The sequence below is a fragment of the Sulfurospirillum multivorans DSM 12446 genome (assembly GCF_000568815.1).
In the GTDB taxonomy this organism is placed as follows: Bacteria; Campylobacterota; Campylobacteria; order Campylobacterales; family Sulfurospirillaceae; genus Sulfurospirillum; species Sulfurospirillum multivorans.
In genome coordinates, this window is record NZ_CP007201.1 from 2,807,729 (window position 1) to 2,824,571 (window position 16,843).

The following is a 16,843-nucleotide window of genomic DNA, read 5'->3' on the forward strand; positions in this document are numbered from 1 at the left end:
TATGGCATATTCGGTGGGTATTTATATTTTTGACAAGGTGGAAGTGCTTGATTTTGCAGGTCCGTATGAAGTCTTTACAACCGCGTCACGCGTCTTTAACAAAACGGCTTCATCCCTCGCCCATCCTCCTTTTGAGGTCTTTACCATCGGCAAAACGAAACAATCCATTTACGCCAGAGCGGGGCTCAAACTGCATCCTGATTATTCGATGACGACACATCCCACACCCGATCTTTTGCTCATTCCTGGTGGCGTGGTCACCAAAGAGATGGAAGATGACGATGTGATCGCGTGGATCAAAAGCACCGCATCTTCCACTCCCATCACCGCTTCCATCTGCACGGGTGCTTTTTTGCTCGCAAAAGCAGGACTATTGGAAGGCAAATCTTCGACAACCCATTGGGAAGATATTGACGATCTTCGCACTATGTTTCCAACCTTACATGTAAAAGAAAACATGCGCTGGGTCGATGAAGGTTCCATCGTCACTTCCGCAGGCATTTCGGCTGGCATTGACATGAGTCTGCACCTTGTGGAACGCCTGATGGGGAAAGAGTTAGCCCTTAACACCGCTAAACAAATGGAGTTTGACTGGACGCAAAACGGTTAGGCTTTTTGATCTTAAGTAAGGTTATTTTATATTTTTTGTGTCTAAAATTCTTTACATGTAAAGATAAACGATGAAATGAGAATAAATAAAAAAACCCGTTCCCCATTTTTATGTCATAAGTAGGCTAATATGGATCAAGCAATAATGGTAAGAGAAAAATCTGTTTACATATTCATGTATGATGATGGCAAACGTGTTCTTAGTGCACTCGCATTTCTAACAATGATCATATTAGGGTTAGGATGTATGTGTTTAAATCAATGGGTTACTTTAATCTTTGGTGGATTAGTAGTTGTTGCAGGGATATGTAAATTCGTAGATGCTTGCTTTTTCAAACGTATAATAATAAGTAAAACTCATATTACAAAAGAATGGTTTTACCTTGGCAAACGAAGTATCAAGCTTTCCAATCTGCAAGCTGGCGTTGTAAAAGGATTGTGGAGTGGCACAATTTTTTTTCAGCAAAAAGACCACATTGGGTTGAATCGAATTCCTATGCAACTTGAAATATTTCCAATTGGAAACACAGGGTTTAATCTCATTAGAAAGATACTCATTCAAAAAAGAATAATTAACGGCGATGAGCTCTCATGGAACAATTCATAGGAAATAAAGCGGGCAAGCTACTTTTATCGCTCTTTTGGCTCCATATTTTGTTCGTTATCACCCTCTTTTGATCTGAATAATACTCTGACAAACCCCTAAATGATCACTTATTGCTTCGACTTTTAGCCCCGCCATTTCGACTAACTTGATAAAATCTTTGGAATGGTACATTTTACTGCATCCGTTTGCCATTGCGGTGAAATAAGGCGAGGTGTTGATGATGCAAAACGCCGATGTTTCAAAGCGTTGCCTGTCCCAAAAGGGCTCCATAATGCACAGCCTGCTTGTATCGCTCATCGCTTCTTTGGCTTTGCTCAAAATGGAGACGATGTCGTCTTCGCTAAAGCAGTCTAAAAATTGACTCATCCAGATGATGTCAAACCCTTTTGGAAACGTATGCGAAGCCTCCAAAACATTGGCAGGCAAAAGAGAAATCTGCTCACTCAATCCCTCCTTTTCGATGTTTTCGCGCGCCAATGCAAGCTGTTCTGGCAAATCCATAATGCTTACATGTAAAGCAGTATCGCGCTTTGCGATGAGCATTGAAAACTTGCCCGTATTGCCTCCTACATCGAGAATTTTAGTAGGTTTGAGGCTCAAAAGGTGTTCAACTGCCTCAGGAAAGGCGCTGTCGGAATAGAAATGATCAAAGGTAAACCAACTCTGTTTCGCCTTTTCAGGCAAGATGGAGAGTGCGGGGTAGATGGTCTCCCACTCGCCAAAAACTTTCAGCCCTGTTGGCTTGCCACTTTTGATCGCCTCGTCGAGCGAAAAAAGCCCTTGGTAATTGACATGATGATTGTAGTCCATATTGGCAATGCTCATCGGGTCGTTGAGTAAAAAGTAGCCCGTTTTCGTGATGAAATAAAGTTCTCCCTTTTGCTTGACAATGTCTGCACTCAGGCTCGTTTCGATGAGTGTCGTTATGCCATACTCGCTTAAATTCGTCTCTTTTGCCAGCGCTTCGATGCTCATGCCCTCTTTATGTTCATAGAGTGCTTTTAAAACACCAAGATCGCGCATAGAGCGTGCGACTTGAAACACAATCGGCGCAAAAGCGATGCGTTGGGCATTGTACTGCGCCTCTAAGGCAGAGACACTGTCGTTATCTTCAAAAAACGGATTCATTCAAATGTTCCTTATTTTCTAAAAAAGTAAACGAAACCTTAACAGAAAAAGCAATTTTAAGCTCTTATTTTAGCTAGATTTATATAATACACCTGTTTATTTAAGAATTTTTGTAAGGATTGTATGATTTTAAATGATTTTTATACGCTTATATATAAAGAGGAAACGCGCTTTTGTGTTAGGCTAAGTGACGCAACCCATCCTATTTTTCAAGCGCATTTTCCGACAAATCCTATTGTTGCTGGGTTTGTTTTACTGGATATGAGTGCTGAGATTTTAGGTATCGAGATAGTAAAGATCACAAAAGCAAAATTCTTGAAACATATCGCCCCTTTGAGTGTACTGTGGTTTGATCTCCAAACGACGGGCAACACACTCAAAATCCGTGTCAGTCAAAATGAGCAGAAAGTAGCAGAACTCACCTATGAAAAAAGATGAAATGATCGTTGTCGTTCCGACCTATAACAATCCACTTACGATTCATGCAGTTGCCAATGATGTCTTGAGTCATGGGTACAGGCTGATTATCGTCGATGATGGCTCTGACACGCCTGTAGCGGATATTATCCCAGCACAAAGTGAAAACCTTACCATTCTAAGGCACACGGTCAATCAAGGCAAAGGCGAAGCGATCATCACGGGTGCTAAAGAAGTGCAAAGACTGGGCTTTTCCTATTTTATCAGCCTTGATGGTGATGGACAGCATCTGGCTTCTCAAATTGAAACAATCACTAACGCCTGTGATGGAGCCGATCAAATCATTATCGGTGCGCGCAATTTTGACATTAACAACGTTCCCAATGGTTCCAAATTTGGACGCTGGTTTAGCAACTTTTGGGCCTGTTGGGACACAGAGCAAACCATCACCGATTCACTCTCTGGCTTTAGACTGTATCCTACTTCCATACTCGACCTTATCATCAAAACCAAACGCTTTGACTGGGAGATGGAAGTGCTTGTTAAACACGCGTGGAAAGGTCGACTCATTAAAGAAGTGAGTATCGAATGCTACTACCCAACCCCCGAAGAGCGCGTCAGTCACTTTAAAAAATTTTGGGATACCGCCGCCATCGTTATGGTACATGTCAAGCTCCTACCGTGGAAATTTTTTCTCAAAAAAAGGTACCAATGAGCACGAAACAGCGGGGCAGCGGTTGGAGCATCAAACTCGTTTACACCTTTTACACGCTCTTTGGCTATACCTTTATCTACTACCTGATGTATCCCGTGACCTTTTTCTATTTTTTAGTCGCAGGCAATGTCAAAGAAGCCCTACGTGATTACTACGCCCATATCAACAAACCGTTTAACAACTGGGTCTATTATGAGCATTTGCGACACTTCGCAATCACGATGTGCGACCGTTTTGTCTCCAAAGTCAGCCCTAAAGATTATACGTTTGAGATCAAAAACGAAGCAGAACTTATGCGTTATCTTCACAGTGGTGGCATCTTGCTTTTATCACATTTTGGGGGCTGGGCGAGTGCTGGAAACTGTTTTAGCGATCTTAAAATCAACATTGTGATGCAAGAATCTCTCATCGCGCCCATTAAATGTATCGAAGAGAACATTGAAACAAAAAATCAGCATTTATCCATCATCGATCTTTCCAAAGGCGGTGTTGATGTCACAATGAAAATCGCCTCAGCACTTCTTAACAACGAGATTGTAGCGATGATGGCAGACCGCGCTACTGAAGCTAAACACAAAGAAATTGTAACCTTTTTTGGCAAAGAGGTAGAGTTTAATAAGAACCCTTTTAGCATTGCGTATAAAACCGAAAAACCACTTATGGGAATTGCTTTTATCTATCAAAAGCCCCAGCATTACCGCATTGAATTTACCGAAATTACGATGGATAAAAACAACCACGCTCGTGAAGAGATCCACAAAGCGATGCAAAATTACGCTGATTTTTTTGCAACGCATGTCGCTTCGCATCCTGAACAATGGTTCAATTTATACCCTTTTTGGAAAGAAAAAGCATGAAATTAACGATAGATGACCGCTACATCCGCCTAGAAGAGATATGCAACGCCAGCACTGTTCAGGTCTCAAACGATGCTCACTTTGAAGCGAATTTTTTGCTTGGTCACACCTTTTTGATGAATGAAATCAAAAAAGGCAAACCCATTTACGGCGTCACCACCGGTTATGGCGCAAGTGGCAAGAATTACCTCACGTACGAGCAAAGTGCCATTTTGCAACAAAATCTTTACCGATTTCATGGCTGTGGAGTAGGCGAACCACTCAGTTCTAAAACATCGCGTTACGCGCTGATTTGCAGACTGATTTCACTTTCCAAAGGCAAATCGGGCATCTCGTATGCACTTTTGCAACGACTTGAACTCTTGCTTGAAAAAGAGATCATTCCTGTTATTCCCTCCTTAGGTTCTGTAGGAGCCAGTGGCGATTTGACACCGCTTTCATACATTGCCGCGGTCATCGCGGGAGAGAGAGAAGTGTGGTATGAAGGCGCTATTGTGCCAACCAGCGAAGTGTATGCCAAACTGGGTATTGCGCCGTATGTGTTTAAGCCTAAAGAGGCGCTTGCCATCATGAATGGTACGACCATTATGAGTGCGATTGCTCTTTCTTCTTTGGAAAGCTTTGAAGTCATACTCTCAAGCATGGAATCCTTTGTAGCTGGCATGTTTGAAGTGCTTTTGGGTGACACCACACCTTTAGATTCGTTTGTGCATGAGGCGAAACCTTTTACAGGACAAATTCAAAGTGCTTTCAACATCAAAGCTAAAATCGAAGGCTCCAAACTCACCCATGGACGCGATGACCGCTATGATAAGTTCTTTGCAGACAATGATCTGAACATTCAAGACACCTACTCAATGCGTTGCGCGCCCCAAGTTTTAGGCGTGATTCGCGATAATTTAGAAATTTCTAAAAAATGGGTCGAACAAGAGATCAATTCGGTCAATGACAATCCGCTCATTGATGGCAAAAACCAAAAAATCTACACCTCAGGCAATTTTTACGGTGGTTACGTCGCTCACGCAATGGACACACTGAAAATCTGTGCGGCAAACCTTGCTGACTTGCTCGATAAAGAGTTTGCCCTTCTGGTCGATCACAAATTTAACCGAGGGCTTGGCGAAAACCTCAAGCTCAGCCGCGAGCACTATTTCCACGGCTTTAAAGCGATGCAAATCACACTCAGTTCCCTGAGTGCTGATGTCATTAAAAACACCACCGCCGCGTCCATTCACTCTCGCCCCACCGAATCGCTCAATCAAGACAAAGTGAGCATGGGAACGACCGCGGCACTGGACTTTAAAAAGATGATGGAACCCCTTGAACTGATGCTGAGCATCGCATTTATGGGCATGGCTCAAGCCGTGGACATCAGGGGCAAAGAGAGCGTTTCTCCAACACTTCTTAACTATTATGAGGCTATCAGAGAACACGCCAAACCACTGTTGGAAGACAGACGCATGGACATCGACATTAAAGAAATACATAAAATTATACGCAAAGGAGCTCTTGCATGAAAAAAGTGCTGGTCACGGGAGCGACGGGGAGCATTGGAGAGGCGATTGTGCGCTACTTTGCCAAAGAGGGCTACTTTGTGTATATCCACTACAAAAGACAAAAAGACAAAGCGTTAGCACTTTTGGAAGAGATTCAACAAGGCGAGATGATTCAGTGTGATTTGACCCAAAAAGAAGAGGTGAAAAAAGCATTTGAATCTTTACATGTAAACGTTTTAGTCAACAATGCGGGCATCACCAAAGACAAACTTTTTTTCTTTATGGAAGAGGAAGAGTGGAGTGATGTGATGGACGCTAACCTTAACAGCCTTTTTTATGTCACCAAGCAAATCCTTCCAAATATGATCAAAGAAAAAGCAGGCTCCATCGTGAATGTCTCCTCCATCTCAGGACTTGTGGGCAATGGTGGGCAAGTCAACTACTCAACGACCAAAGGCGGTATCATCGCTTTTACAAAAGCACTTTGTGTGGAAGTAGCACGCTATAATATCAGAGTCAATGCGGTAGCCCCCGGTGTCATTGAGTCAGAGATGATCCATAATGTGGATAAAAATATCACCAACATGATTCCATGTAAACGTCTTGGCCGTCCCGAAGAGGTCGCTGAAGTTGTCTTCTTTTTAGGCGACAAAGCAACCTACGTGAACGGTGAAGTGATCAATATTAGTGGTGGAATGGTAAGATAATGCACATACTTTTTTCGTTTTTATACGCACCCGTTGTTGTGGTGTTACTCAGCTATTTTGACATTAAAACCGTCTCAATGGGGCTTTTTATCTTTGGACTACTGTGGAGTTTGAGTTTGAAAAAAAGAGAGATAAAAACCACACTCTTCCCTCTTTTTTACATCGTAGTCGCTATCAGCGCTTTTGTTTTAGATGACTTTTTAGTGCTCAAATTTTTACCACTTTTGATCTCTTTGGCATTTATCTTTTTCTTGATGGCGAGCTATTTTGACAACGACTCCATCATTGTGCACTTTGCACGTAAAATCCATAAACGACCTCTCTTAGAAAAAGAAGAGATGTACATCAACCGTTCCACCCTCTTTTGGATAGCACTTGCGTGCGTCAACATTCTTTTACATGTAACCGTTTTACTGCTCAAAAATGACCACTATTGGATTATTTACTCTTCGTTTGGCTGGTATTTGGTCTTTATCTTCGGTGGAGTGATGCAGTTTTTGCACCGTCGCTTTATCTTCTTAAAACGGATGTAACATATGAAAGTTATCGTTTTGTGTTTGGTTTTTATGCTCTCTCTTTTTGCCAACGATGCTTCCACCTTTAAAGAGACGCGCTACCTCTACGCGCTTGATAAAAACATCACATTAGAGGGATTCATCACGTTTGGAGAGCAAAACATCGTCATCGAATATGTCAAACCCGAATCCAAAGTTTTGACCTATTTTGAAGAAAAACTCACCATTCAAGACCAAAATGGCTATAAAGTCATCGATGCGCAAAGTATGCCTTCCATGAACTATTTTTTTCTGATTATCAAAGCGGTGCATGATGAAAACAGTGTCTTGTTGGACTCTTTTTTTGAGACAACCACCAAGGGCGATGAGACACTGCTAAGCCCCAAAGGTGTGGCGGCGGAAGTGCTTGAGGAAGTGCGTATCTCACGGCAAGGAAAGAAGCTAAAATCTTTACATGTAAAGATTAAAAACGGCGATAGGATCACCATTGAAATTTTGGACTAAATCCCTCAATATCGTTCTTTTTTCCCTTGTCGGCACCCTCTTTTTCGTCTACCAAAACTCCGTGCATGTCTCCACCAACCTGCTCTCTTTTTTGCCTGAGGGAAAGAGCAAAGAGGCGTTTGAGATCTATTCACAGTTCAAAAATTCCAAAGAAGTGCTTATCGCTACCGAAGGGTTTGATAAAGCCTCTCTTGCTAAAATCAAAACCATCGAAAACAAACTGCTTTCTTCCGATCTTTTAACGTTGGAAAGTAACATAACACCCAATGCAAAGCTGATCGAATACACCAAAAACAACGCTTTTTATCTGAAAAACCTCAATAAAAATGACTCAGTTGGCATCCCTGAAAAGTTAAAATCGCTTTATGAAACAATGACACAGAATCCCTACTATACGACCATAGACGCCTCTGATCCGCTGGGTTACTTTAGCCCTAAAGAGCAAAAAATTCCTATTAACATTCGAGATGGTCACTTAGCACTAGGCGATTTTGGTTACCTCTCTGTTTTGAGCATCAAAGGCACTTCTAATACCATTGAGAGTTATGAAACCATCTATAATCTGGTGCATCAAGAGCTTCAGGACATGCAAAATGTCCGCGTCTTTAGCCCGACATTTTACTTTGTGGAAAACGCGCAAAAGATTCAAGATGATGTCACCTTTTTGATTGTCCTCTCGACCATTTTGTTACTTGTGCTTTATATTTTTATTATCAAAAATATCTACCTTCTTATCAACACCATTGCCACACTTGCCACCTCTGCTCTGCTTTCATTTTTGCTGATTGGCATGATTTGGAGTGAAGTCTCCGTCTTTGTATTGGCTTTTGGAAATGCCATAGGAACGTTGGCGATTGACTACATGTTTCATTACTACTTTTACGGGCATTATGAGAATAAAAAGAAGTTTAATACCTCTGTATTTTACGGCTTTCTCACCACCTTTGGCGGCTTTTTGATCTTCGCTTGGGTTGATTTCCCCCTCATCCAACAAGTGTGTGTCTTTGCGATGATCTCGCTCGTGCTCTCGTACCTCCAATTCGTTTTCCTCTTCCCGCTCATCGGGTTCAAAAAAGCACAACCTTATACCAAATTTTACATCTGCATCCCGTTACCCTACCGTGCCATCGCCCTCCTTTCGTTGTTAGCCATTGTTCTAAGTGTGCCTTTTTTAAAGCTTGATACCAATATCAAAAACCTTGACTACCAGAATGTCTCCTTAATGAAAGAGGAAAAATTCTTCAAAGATGCGATTAAAAAAGAGGGTTATATGCCTCTTTTACTCGAAGCAGACTCCATTGATGGGCTTATAGGACACAGCAATACCATCCAAAAGAACTTTAAAAATGCCACGGCTCCGCTCTCCTACTTTTTTGACAAAGCATTTTACGAGCAAAGAAAACAAGAGATTGAGTCTTTACATGTAAACGAGAAAAAAGCACTCATCGAAGAAGAAGCAACCAAGCTGGGCTTTCGTGAAGGGTTCTTTAAAAACGCCTACAACGAAGCACTTTTACACCCAAGCTATCAAGAACTCTCTTTAGACACGCTGCGCGAGATGGGCTTTGATGTTGTCTTGCATGAGGGGAAATATTACACCTACGCTTTGGTGAAAAACAGTGACCGAAACTTAGTGTCAAATTTTACATTTGCCTCTTGCATCGATGCTAAAGAGATGTTCTTTACTGCGTTAGAAAAAATTGCACATCAACTTCTCCTTGGCGGCATTGTAGCGATGGCGTTTATCTTTTTTATGCTTTGGATGGTGTGTCGCAAAACCATCGCACTCAGTTCTAGTTTTGTCCTGTTGCCAACCGCGCTTATTTTACTCTTTGCACTGATGGGGACATTTACCATTGCGCATATTTTTATGCTGTTTATCATGATGCTTTTTGGCATCGACTATGGCATCTATATGAGCAGTGAGGAGAGCTTCAAGGATGGAACCAGAAGTGCGATTTTCTTCTCCATCATTGACACGTTTGCGGGCTTTGGGGTGCTCATTTTCAGCGACATTGGTGCCCTTCATGCGATGGGTCTGGTTTCATGCGTTGCCACGGCGGCTATTTTAGTTTTATTGATGGGAAGGAAGCCACAATGAGAGTTATGATACAAAACGATGATGGCAGTGAAAACGTTTACGAAAGTAAGAGCCTCGTCGATACAACACTCAAAAACCGCGTCATTCTTATTCCCTCAAAAACCAAAGAAGAGAATGCCATTGAGATTTTACGAGCCTATCTTTCAAGCGCAAAACCCATTTTATACGATCAAGAGAACCTCTCTTTAAAAGCAAAAATTGAATCACTGGGCGCCGAAACCTTTAACGACATTGACTTTGCTGCCATGTTTTTTACCTCGGGAAGTACAGGCTTTCCAACGGGTGCCTTTAAAAGCAGAGAAAACATCGAAACCGATATGGAAGCCCTGCTGTTAGAATTTGGCAATTTTCAGATCGAGAAAGTCGTTGCAACTGTTCCATTCATCCATATCTACGGCTTTTTAGCCGCACTTTTACTACCACTCAAATTGGATGTTGATTTACTCTTTAAAGAGCATTTTTTACCCCACGATCTGCTGGAATCTGCGAAGCCTCATCACCTTGTCGTCACCACGCCGCTTTACATCAAGTCACTTTTGAGGTTGGATGAAGTAAAAGACCTGAGTCAAACGATTTTTATCAGCTCCACAGGTCCTTTGCCTGTCGAAACTGCCAAAGAATTTACCGACACATTTAACACGACACTCATTCAACTCTTTGGCTCGACCGAGTGTGGAAGTATCGCCTTTAAAAAACAAGATGATACTTTTTTGACACCGTTTCATAGCGTGGAAGCCTCACTGAATACCGAAGGACTTTTACATGTAAAGTCACCCTTTATCTCGCAAACCTTGTGGCAAGAGGGTTTGGTGCAAACAAATGGAGCAATTCAGAGTTTTGATTATGCTTTGATAGAAAATGGGAAATTTCAACTTATAGGACGAAGCAGTAATATCGTGAAAATCGCAGGTAAACGCTACGCTACGGCGCAAATCGAAGAGATACTTGAAGCGATGGAGGGCATCGAAAAAGCGCTCGTGCATGTCAAACACAACAATGCCGAGCTAAAAGACGAAGTCTTGCAAATTTTTCTCGAAGCCACGCGCCCCATCACCGTAAAAGAGATCAAAAGTGCCATCAAACACACATTGGGGAAAATCAATCTACCGATTGAGCTCAAAGTGGTCGATAAAATCTCCACCACTTTGATGGGTAAAAAGTGTATGCCTATAAATTAACAGTATTTAGTTGAACTTGAATAGCTCTATTTAAATTTTGAATCCACCCATTGTAATTACTATGAATCGTATCTGGACCAGGTTTATAGTTAAGATTATTGCTATTAACAAAAAAATATTATGATATTGCTATATCGCTTCAAGCACGATCATCACCGTTCCACTCGCATACATCACGCCACCTTCTTTTTCAAACACTTCAAAGTAAAACTCTGAGGAGTTTCCAAGCGATAAACGCGCTTCAATCACAACGTTACATGTAAGACTTTTTGGCTTTACATGTAAAGAGACATCTTTGATCAAAACCAAAAAACCATTTCGATGTGTGTCGGACTTTGCAAAGGCTGACGAGGCTTGAGCCGCCGCTTCTGTGAGCATCGGAAGGGTTGGTAAACTTGGAAATTCACACAGCACGGAAGAGCGTTTATCGTTACATGTAAGCATTTCTTTGGCAAAACGAATCGGTGGAAGATGCGGTAAATTCATAGGTTCACTTCGACAATCGCATGCTCTAACGTGGGTGCATTCTGCGCTACATGTAACATCTCGCTGATCGAGTTTGGAACACCTGCAAGCTCACTTTTTTGAAGACTTAACGTCGCTTCTTCTTCGGTAACTCTTACCACCAACGCCACACCACTTTCAAGATAATCAATGCAGTGATTGACCTGCTCAATGTTTGGGATATCCAATGTTTCAAAACACAAAAGAAGCAGTATATCGCCATCCAACGCTTTAAGTGCTCCTGCTTTAAGAACACTTCGCGCCGTTTTGTCGCCACACGAGAGCGTTAAAATCTCATTGTGATTGTGGTACAAAATAGAGAGGTACGAAACAGCGGTGTTGTAAACCGAATTTTGAAAATCGGTGGGGCTTAAAGGTTGTTCATCGTGAATCGCATTCAAGATATTCGCCGTCGTTTCAAGCTCACCAAAAGCGCTCCCACAAAGGATGCGTCCACCTTTAAAATGCTCGACACGGCTCAGAAGCTCTACGCAAATTTTAGCCGCTTTGGTCAGCCTTCGACGCACCATCATTTGAGGCACGAGTTCTTTGATACGAGGCAACTCCAAACTTTTCTCGCCCAATAAATAAGCACTGCTTAAAATCTCTAAATTGACCTTCATTGGGGCAGTCCAAAAAGAAGTGCGGTGTTATTTCCACCAAACGCGAGTGAATTGCTCAGCGCGTAACGAAAAGATTGCGCCTTAGCTTCATTGACGAAACGCAGTGTTTTATTTTCGGGTTCAACGAGATTCGTATTAGGCGGAATGATCTGCTTTTGAAGCGCCATAACACAGATGATCGCTTCAAGCGCTCCTGCGACGCCCAACATATGTCCCGTAATCGATTTGGTCGAACTAACAAGCACAGCGTCTCCAAAAAGTGCCTCAATCGCACTGGCTTCACTTGCATCATTGGCGGTTGTTCCCGTACCGTGTGCGTTGACGTACCCTACTTCTGAGGGCTGAACATTGGCACATTTCAGTGCTTTTTGCATCGCGCAAAGCGCACCTGCTCCATCGGGACTTGGATGCGCCATCTGATATGCGTCGGAACTGTAACCAACGCCTAAAAGTTCAATGCTCTTTTCATGAGGCTTGTGTTGAAGCAACAAAACGGCGATGCCCTCTGCGACATTCATACCATCGCGATTCACGTCAAACGGCTGGCACGGACGCGAACTCAGCACACCAAGCGCATCAAAACCTCGTATAGTCGTCAGCGACAAGGTATCAAATCCGACTACCAAAACGTTTTCATACACGCCTTTAGCGATCATCTCATACGCATAGCCTAGAGCATTCGCACTGGACGTACAGGCGGTTGAAAAGGAGATGTCATCTTTAAATGTAAAATGGTGAGAAAGTGTGTGTGCGATGGCGTCAATCGCATGCAGTTTAGGGTCAATATTGGCGTAGTGATGGTCTCTTAAAAAAATTGCTTCGGTTGTTTGCATTCCACCCACGGAAGAGCCGACTACAAGGAGCGTGTTGTCGAAATTTTCAAGAGAGCTTTTGGCTAAAACCTTTTTACATGTAAGCTCTAAAATCTCATCAATGGAAAAAGATGGTGCGATTTTTCCTAAAGCGATCTGCTTGTTAGGAATGAATTCACTGAACGTTTTAATGCCACTTTGATGCGCACAAATTGCGTCAAATAGCACTTCGCTCGTATCGCCCGCACAACACACCGACTCAAAAGCGTTGATAAAAACACTATTTTTGGGCATTGATAAAGTCTAATAAACTTTGAACCGTAGCAAATATTTTTTCGTACTCTTTAGAATCTGTTATCTTCACGCCAAACTCTTTATCGACTGTCAATACAAGCTCGATCGAATCGACCGAATCAAGCCCCAAGCCATTCTCGCCAAAAAGAGGCATGGTGTCGTCTATATCTTCAGGGGTCATATCTTCTAGCTTCAAATTTTTAATCAAGATCTCTTTTAATGTTTGCATCTGCACCATAACACTCTAGCCTTTGCCCGTATGATTTTATTTTATGTTTTAGTGTACTTTAACCTATCTTGGACTTTTATAAAAAAGGGTGAAATAGCCCGTTTTTAGGTAGATTTTCACGCAAATACTTTACATGTAAACACCAAACCACTTTCAAACCTTAATATTGTTTTAAACTAATTACACTATAATGACCACAATTTCAGAGCTTCATTAAAAAAGAACTTCACCTAAAACCTACCAGATTTGAGAAATCCTCAGTGAGTATGTAGGTTTTTGCATACGATATTGACGGGTTTATTCCCCATTAAAATTTTTATGTACATGAGTTTTGTGCCATTGCCGCACGTTAGTATTGTTTTGGAAAAATCAAAAACATGGAAAATACATGGAAAACAACACACCCGCAACACCCTCTACCGTCACATTTGAGTCATTTGGCTTACACGCAGACATCCTTAAAGCCGTCGTAGATGCTGGCTTTACAGAGCCAAGTCCCGTCCAAGCAGAATCAATCCCGTTAGTCTTAGCAGGTAACGACATCGTTGCACAAGCACAAACAGGTACAGGTAAAACAGCTGCATTTGGTCTTTCTACTATGAGTATGCTTGACCCACATCTTAATAAAGTTCAACTTTTAGTCATCACACCAACACGTGAGCTTGCAACACAAGTCAGCGATGAGCTTTACTCACTCGGACGTTTTCGTGGTGTTAAAACCGTAACGATTTACGGTGGTAGCTCTTACTCACGTCAAATTGGTTTGATCGAAAAAGGTGCAAGCGTTATCGTAGCAACTCCAGGTCGTATGTTAGACCTTCTCAAAAACGGTAGACTCCCAGGCTTTTCACCTAAAATGGTTGTTTTGGATGAAGCGGATGAGATGCTTGATATGGGCTTCTTAGAGGACATCGAAGAGATCTTTACCTACCTTCCAAAAGAGCGTCAAACACTACTTTTTTCTGCAACAATGCCTGATCCTATCAAACGTCTTGCGAGCAAAATTTTAAATGACCCAAAATTTGTCAGTGTCACACCAAAAGATCACACAACCAACGAAGATATCGAACAACTTTACTACGTCATTAACGAGTACGAGAGAGACGATGCGATGATTCGTCTTTTAGATGCTCTTGAGCCTGAGAAATCCATCGTCTTCTGCCGTACTAAAAAAGAGGTTGATAGACTTTCTACTCAATTGATGGCAGTCGGACACGCGGCAAAAGGTTTGCATGGCGATATGGAGCAAAATCAACGTGAGAGCGTTATTAAAGCATTCCGTAGTTCACAAATCGAAATCCTTGTAGCAACCGATGTTGCGGCGCGTGGTCTTAACGTTGCTGACATCAGCCACGTATTTAACTACCATATGCCATTTGATCCAGAGAGTTATGTTCACCGTATCGGTAGAACCGGACGTGCAGGTAAAAAAGGTACAGCGATTACATTGGTAACGCCTATTGAGTTTCACTCAATGCAGAGAATTGGTAAAAAAGTAGGCTCTAAAATCGAGCACAGAATTGTTCCAAGTTTACGAGACGTCAAAGAGAACAAACTGATCAAAATTGCAGAAGATATTAAAAATGCAGAACTCAATGAAAATGCTGTCAAACTTCTTGCTATTTTGGAAGAAGAGATGGATATGTCGCAAATCGCGCTTAAACTTCTCTCAAACCTTCTCAAAGAGAACACACCAATAGGTCCAGATAAAATCGGTCTAGATAAAAAGACCTTAGAGTCTGTGGTTAAAAACATCGAAGAGCGTGATGGTGGTCGTGGCGGCAGAAGTGGCGGTTACAGAGGAAACTCTGGCGGTGGCTACAGAGGCAATTCAGGCGGATCACGTGATGGTGGCGGCTATAGAGGAAACTCTGGCGGATCACGCGAAGGTGGCGGTTACAGAGGCACATCATCCACAGGTTCACGTGATGGTGGTGGATACAAAGGTTCAAACCCACGTAGTGATAGCGGAAGCAGAGATGCAGCTCGTCCTCCAAGAGGCGATGGCGTTCCTAGAAGTGATAGCAGAGGCGAGAGCCGTAACCCATTTGCAAAAGAGGGAAGCAGTTCAGCTCCACGCGAAGGCGGCGGATACAAAGGCACACGTGATAGCAGCGATAGCAGACCACCACGCGCGCCAAGAGCCGATAGACCAGCCGCACCACGCAGTGACGCAGGTCGCGCTCCAAAAGCCGCTCCTCGTAACGCTTACAAAAAAGACTAATTTTCAATAAGATGGCGTGAAGTAATCACGCCATCTTTTACCTCTCTATAATTGCCTTCAGCGCTTCAACACTTTCCACATACTCCACTTTTTCCACGCGTTTATTTGCCAATGTCACCACCGTAATGCCATCGACTTTTGCCCCTTTTTTCAAAGACGTAGCGATTGCTTCATCCAAAATGAGATTGACACTGTAGGGTTGTGTTTTAAGATCAGGAAGAGCAAACGTATTGCGTATTACCACTGGCATAGGACTGATGTCCGCTACAAATGCCACATGATGAACACTCAGATAATCCGCACTTTGCGTTCCCAAATACGCCTTAACCGTATGACCCGTATCTTTCGCAAAAACCAAAATGAGCGTATGAATCGAATCATCCAGCGTGTGCAATTTTCCAAATTGATCCGGAAGCGTATAGGTGATCATTGAACCAACATTAAGCCCATCGCTCAGCGACGCAGAGGAGATATTGCTCTCATACGTATCTTTACCTTTCAAAAAAAACAGCACTCCCGCCGCAGCAACCAGAATAACCAGTAAGCCCAGTAATATCTTCTTCATATAAAGCCTTGTATGGTAAATTTACGGAGTATTGTACCGTAACCTACCTACGCCCTATCCAACGCTAACTTAAGACCTAAAGCGCCTAGTACACTTCCTGCAATTCTGTCGATGTACTTTTTAGAACGCAAATAAACCTTTTGTGCTTTTTGCATTGATAAAAGTCCTACAACGCACGAGTACCATGAAACATCGATGATAAACGCGATGAGACAGACAAAAAGCGTTCCAAAAGGAGGTATCTCTTGGGGAAGCAAAGCGGCAAAAATACTTCCGATGATGATGGCGGTTTTGGGGTTGCTCATCTGTGTTGCAAACCCAAATAAAATGGCTTTGAAAAAACTCTTTGGTTTTTGCTCCAAACTGAGCTTGGTCTCTAAAGGTGTATCGGCATATTTCCACATTTTATAGGCTAAATAGACAAGGTACATGCCTCCTACGATTTTTAAAGCGCCATACAAAAAAGGTACCGTTTTCAAAATAGCATAGAGCCCAAAGATGGCTAAAAGCGAAAAGACAACAGCCCCCATTCCTAAACCAATCGCCACACCAAACCCCTCTTTGCGAGACTTTGAAACAGCCGTTTTGGCGATTAAGATAAAACTAGGTCCCGGACTCATCGTCCCCAATATAAACACCGTTGCGATCGCTAAAAGAAAAGAGTATTCACCCATGATTTGCCTTTACATGTAAAGATTTTTACCAGTACACTTGATTACTTTTGGATAATGTAAGTTTAGCATGCAAACGTGAACAGT

Annotated in this window: 19 protein-coding genes; 12 read left to right on the forward strand and 7 right to left on the reverse strand. The window is 42.4% G+C overall.

Annotation, left to right across the window (positions count from 1 at the left end; genetic code table 11):
• The first annotated feature begins 1 nt into the window (after position 1).
• Together SMUL_RS14550 and SMUL_RS14555 are read left to right on the forward strand one after the other, a co-directional pair.
• Positions 2-610: a DJ-1/PfpI family protein gene (locus SMUL_RS14550; RefSeq protein WP_025345987.1), complete on the forward strand. Its 609-nt coding sequence runs from the start codon at positions 2-4 to the stop codon at positions 608-610.
• A gap of 129 nt (positions 611-739) precedes the next feature.
• Positions 740-1,216 carry a hypothetical protein gene (locus tag SMUL_RS14555; RefSeq protein ID WP_025345988.1) on the forward strand — a complete coding sequence of 159 codons (477 nt, stop codon included), beginning with the start codon at positions 740-742 and terminating at the stop codon, positions 1,214-1,216.
• Positions 1,217-1,273: 57 nt separating this feature from the next.
• Here SMUL_RS14555 and SMUL_RS14560 read toward each other — a convergent pair whose 3' ends face one another.
• Positions 1,274-2,344 carry a class I SAM-dependent methyltransferase gene (locus SMUL_RS14560; RefSeq protein WP_025345989.1) on the reverse strand — a complete coding sequence of 357 codons (1,071 nt, stop codon included), beginning with the start codon at positions 2,342-2,344 and terminating at the stop codon, positions 1,274-1,276.
• A gap of 123 nt (positions 2,345-2,467) precedes the next feature.
• Here SMUL_RS14560 and SMUL_RS14565 point away from each other — a divergent pair, with 123 nt between their 5' ends.
• The 9 genes from SMUL_RS14565 to SMUL_RS14605 are packed head-to-tail and all read left to right on the forward strand — an operon-like array spanning position 2,468 to position 10,834.
• Complete coding sequence (locus tag SMUL_RS14565; RefSeq protein ID WP_025345990.1) at positions 2,468-2,782, forward strand: hypothetical protein; 315 nt, start codon at positions 2,468-2,470, stop codon at positions 2,780-2,782.
• Positions 2,769-3,476 (forward strand): glycosyltransferase family 2 protein, encoded by a 708-nt coding sequence (locus SMUL_RS14570; RefSeq protein WP_025345991.1) that lies wholly within the window; start codon positions 2,769-2,771, stop codon positions 3,474-3,476. The genes SMUL_RS14565 and SMUL_RS14570 overlap by 14 nt, the downstream gene beginning before the upstream one ends.
• Positions 3,473-4,333 (forward strand): lysophospholipid acyltransferase family protein, encoded by an 861-nt coding sequence (locus SMUL_RS14575; RefSeq protein ID WP_025345992.1) that lies wholly within the window; start codon positions 3,473-3,475, stop codon positions 4,331-4,333. The genes SMUL_RS14570 and SMUL_RS14575 overlap by 4 nt, the downstream gene beginning before the upstream one ends.
• Positions 4,330-5,850, forward strand: a complete 1,521-nt coding sequence (locus SMUL_RS14580) for an HAL/PAL/TAL family ammonia-lyase (protein ID WP_025345993.1) — start codon at positions 4,330-4,332, stop codon at positions 5,848-5,850. The genes SMUL_RS14575 and SMUL_RS14580 overlap by 4 nt, the downstream gene beginning before the upstream one ends.
• Positions 5,847-6,536 carry a 3-oxoacyl-ACP reductase FabG gene (gene fabG, locus SMUL_RS14585; RefSeq protein ID WP_025345994.1) on the forward strand — a complete coding sequence of 230 codons (690 nt, stop codon included), beginning with the start codon at positions 5,847-5,849 and terminating at the stop codon, positions 6,534-6,536. Before SMUL_RS14580 ends, fabG begins: the two co-directional genes overlap by 4 nt.
• A complete protein-coding gene (locus SMUL_RS14590; protein WP_025345995.1) occupies positions 6,536-7,069 on the forward strand; it encodes a hypothetical protein in 534 nt (177 codons plus the stop codon). Before fabG ends, SMUL_RS14590 begins: the two co-directional genes overlap by 1 nt.
• A gap of 3 nt (positions 7,070-7,072) precedes the next feature.
• Positions 7,073-7,555, forward strand: a complete 483-nt coding sequence (locus SMUL_RS14595; RefSeq protein ID WP_025345996.1) for a LolA-like protein — start codon at positions 7,073-7,075, stop codon at positions 7,553-7,555.
• The gene (locus tag SMUL_RS14600) at positions 7,539-9,656 is read left to right on the forward strand and encodes an MMPL family transporter (RefSeq protein ID WP_025345997.1); all 2,118 of its coding nucleotides are present in this window, start codon (positions 7,539-7,541) and stop codon (positions 9,654-9,656) included. Before SMUL_RS14595 ends, SMUL_RS14600 begins: the two co-directional genes overlap by 17 nt.
• Positions 9,653-10,834 carry an AMP-binding protein gene (locus SMUL_RS14605; RefSeq protein ID WP_025345998.1) on the forward strand — a complete coding sequence of 394 codons (1,182 nt, stop codon included), beginning with the start codon at positions 9,653-9,655 and terminating at the stop codon, positions 10,832-10,834. Before SMUL_RS14600 ends, SMUL_RS14605 begins: the two co-directional genes overlap by 4 nt.
• A 129-nt stretch (positions 10,835-10,963) precedes the next feature.
• Here the strand turns inward: SMUL_RS14605 and SMUL_RS14610 are convergent, their stop codons facing one another.
• Genes SMUL_RS14610 through SMUL_RS14625 form a run of 4 tightly spaced genes read right to left on the reverse strand, consistent with a single transcriptional unit; the run spans position 10,964 to position 13,305 of the window.
• Positions 10,964-11,320: a hypothetical protein gene (locus SMUL_RS14610; RefSeq protein ID WP_025345999.1), complete on the reverse strand. Its 357-nt coding sequence runs from the start codon at positions 11,318-11,320 to the stop codon at positions 10,964-10,966.
• On the reverse strand, positions 11,317-11,961 hold the full coding sequence (locus SMUL_RS14615; protein WP_025346000.1) for a beta-ketoacyl synthase chain length factor: 645 nt from the start codon (positions 11,959-11,961) through the stop codon (positions 11,317-11,319). Before SMUL_RS14615 ends, SMUL_RS14610 begins: the two co-directional genes overlap by 4 nt.
• On the reverse strand, positions 11,958-13,067 hold the full coding sequence (locus SMUL_RS14620; protein ID WP_025346001.1) for a beta-ketoacyl-[acyl-carrier-protein] synthase family protein: 1,110 nt from the start codon (positions 13,065-13,067) through the stop codon (positions 11,958-11,960). The genes SMUL_RS14615 and SMUL_RS14620 overlap by 4 nt, the downstream gene beginning before the upstream one ends.
• A complete protein-coding gene (locus SMUL_RS14625; protein WP_025346002.1) occupies positions 13,054-13,305 on the reverse strand; it encodes a phosphopantetheine-binding protein in 252 nt (83 codons plus the stop codon). Before SMUL_RS14625 ends, SMUL_RS14620 begins: the two co-directional genes overlap by 14 nt.
• Positions 13,306-13,684: 379 nt before the next feature.
• Between SMUL_RS14625 and SMUL_RS14630 the strand changes: the two genes are divergently transcribed.
• Complete coding sequence (locus SMUL_RS14630; RefSeq protein ID WP_025346003.1) at positions 13,685-15,520, forward strand: DEAD/DEAH box helicase; 1,836 nt, start codon at positions 13,685-13,687, stop codon at positions 15,518-15,520.
• Between the two features lie 37 nt (positions 15,521-15,557).
• Here the strand turns inward: SMUL_RS14630 and SMUL_RS16840 are convergent, their stop codons facing one another.
• Positions 15,558-16,085 (reverse strand): hypothetical protein, encoded by a 528-nt coding sequence (locus SMUL_RS16840; RefSeq protein ID WP_025346004.1) that lies wholly within the window; start codon positions 16,083-16,085, stop codon positions 15,558-15,560.
• Positions 16,086-16,132: 47 nt separating this feature from the next.
• The gene (locus tag SMUL_RS14640) at positions 16,133-16,759 is read right to left on the reverse strand and encodes a LysE family translocator (protein WP_038533510.1); all 627 of its coding nucleotides are present in this window, start codon (positions 16,757-16,759) and stop codon (positions 16,133-16,135) included.
• Positions 16,760-16,843: the final 84 nt, after the last annotated feature.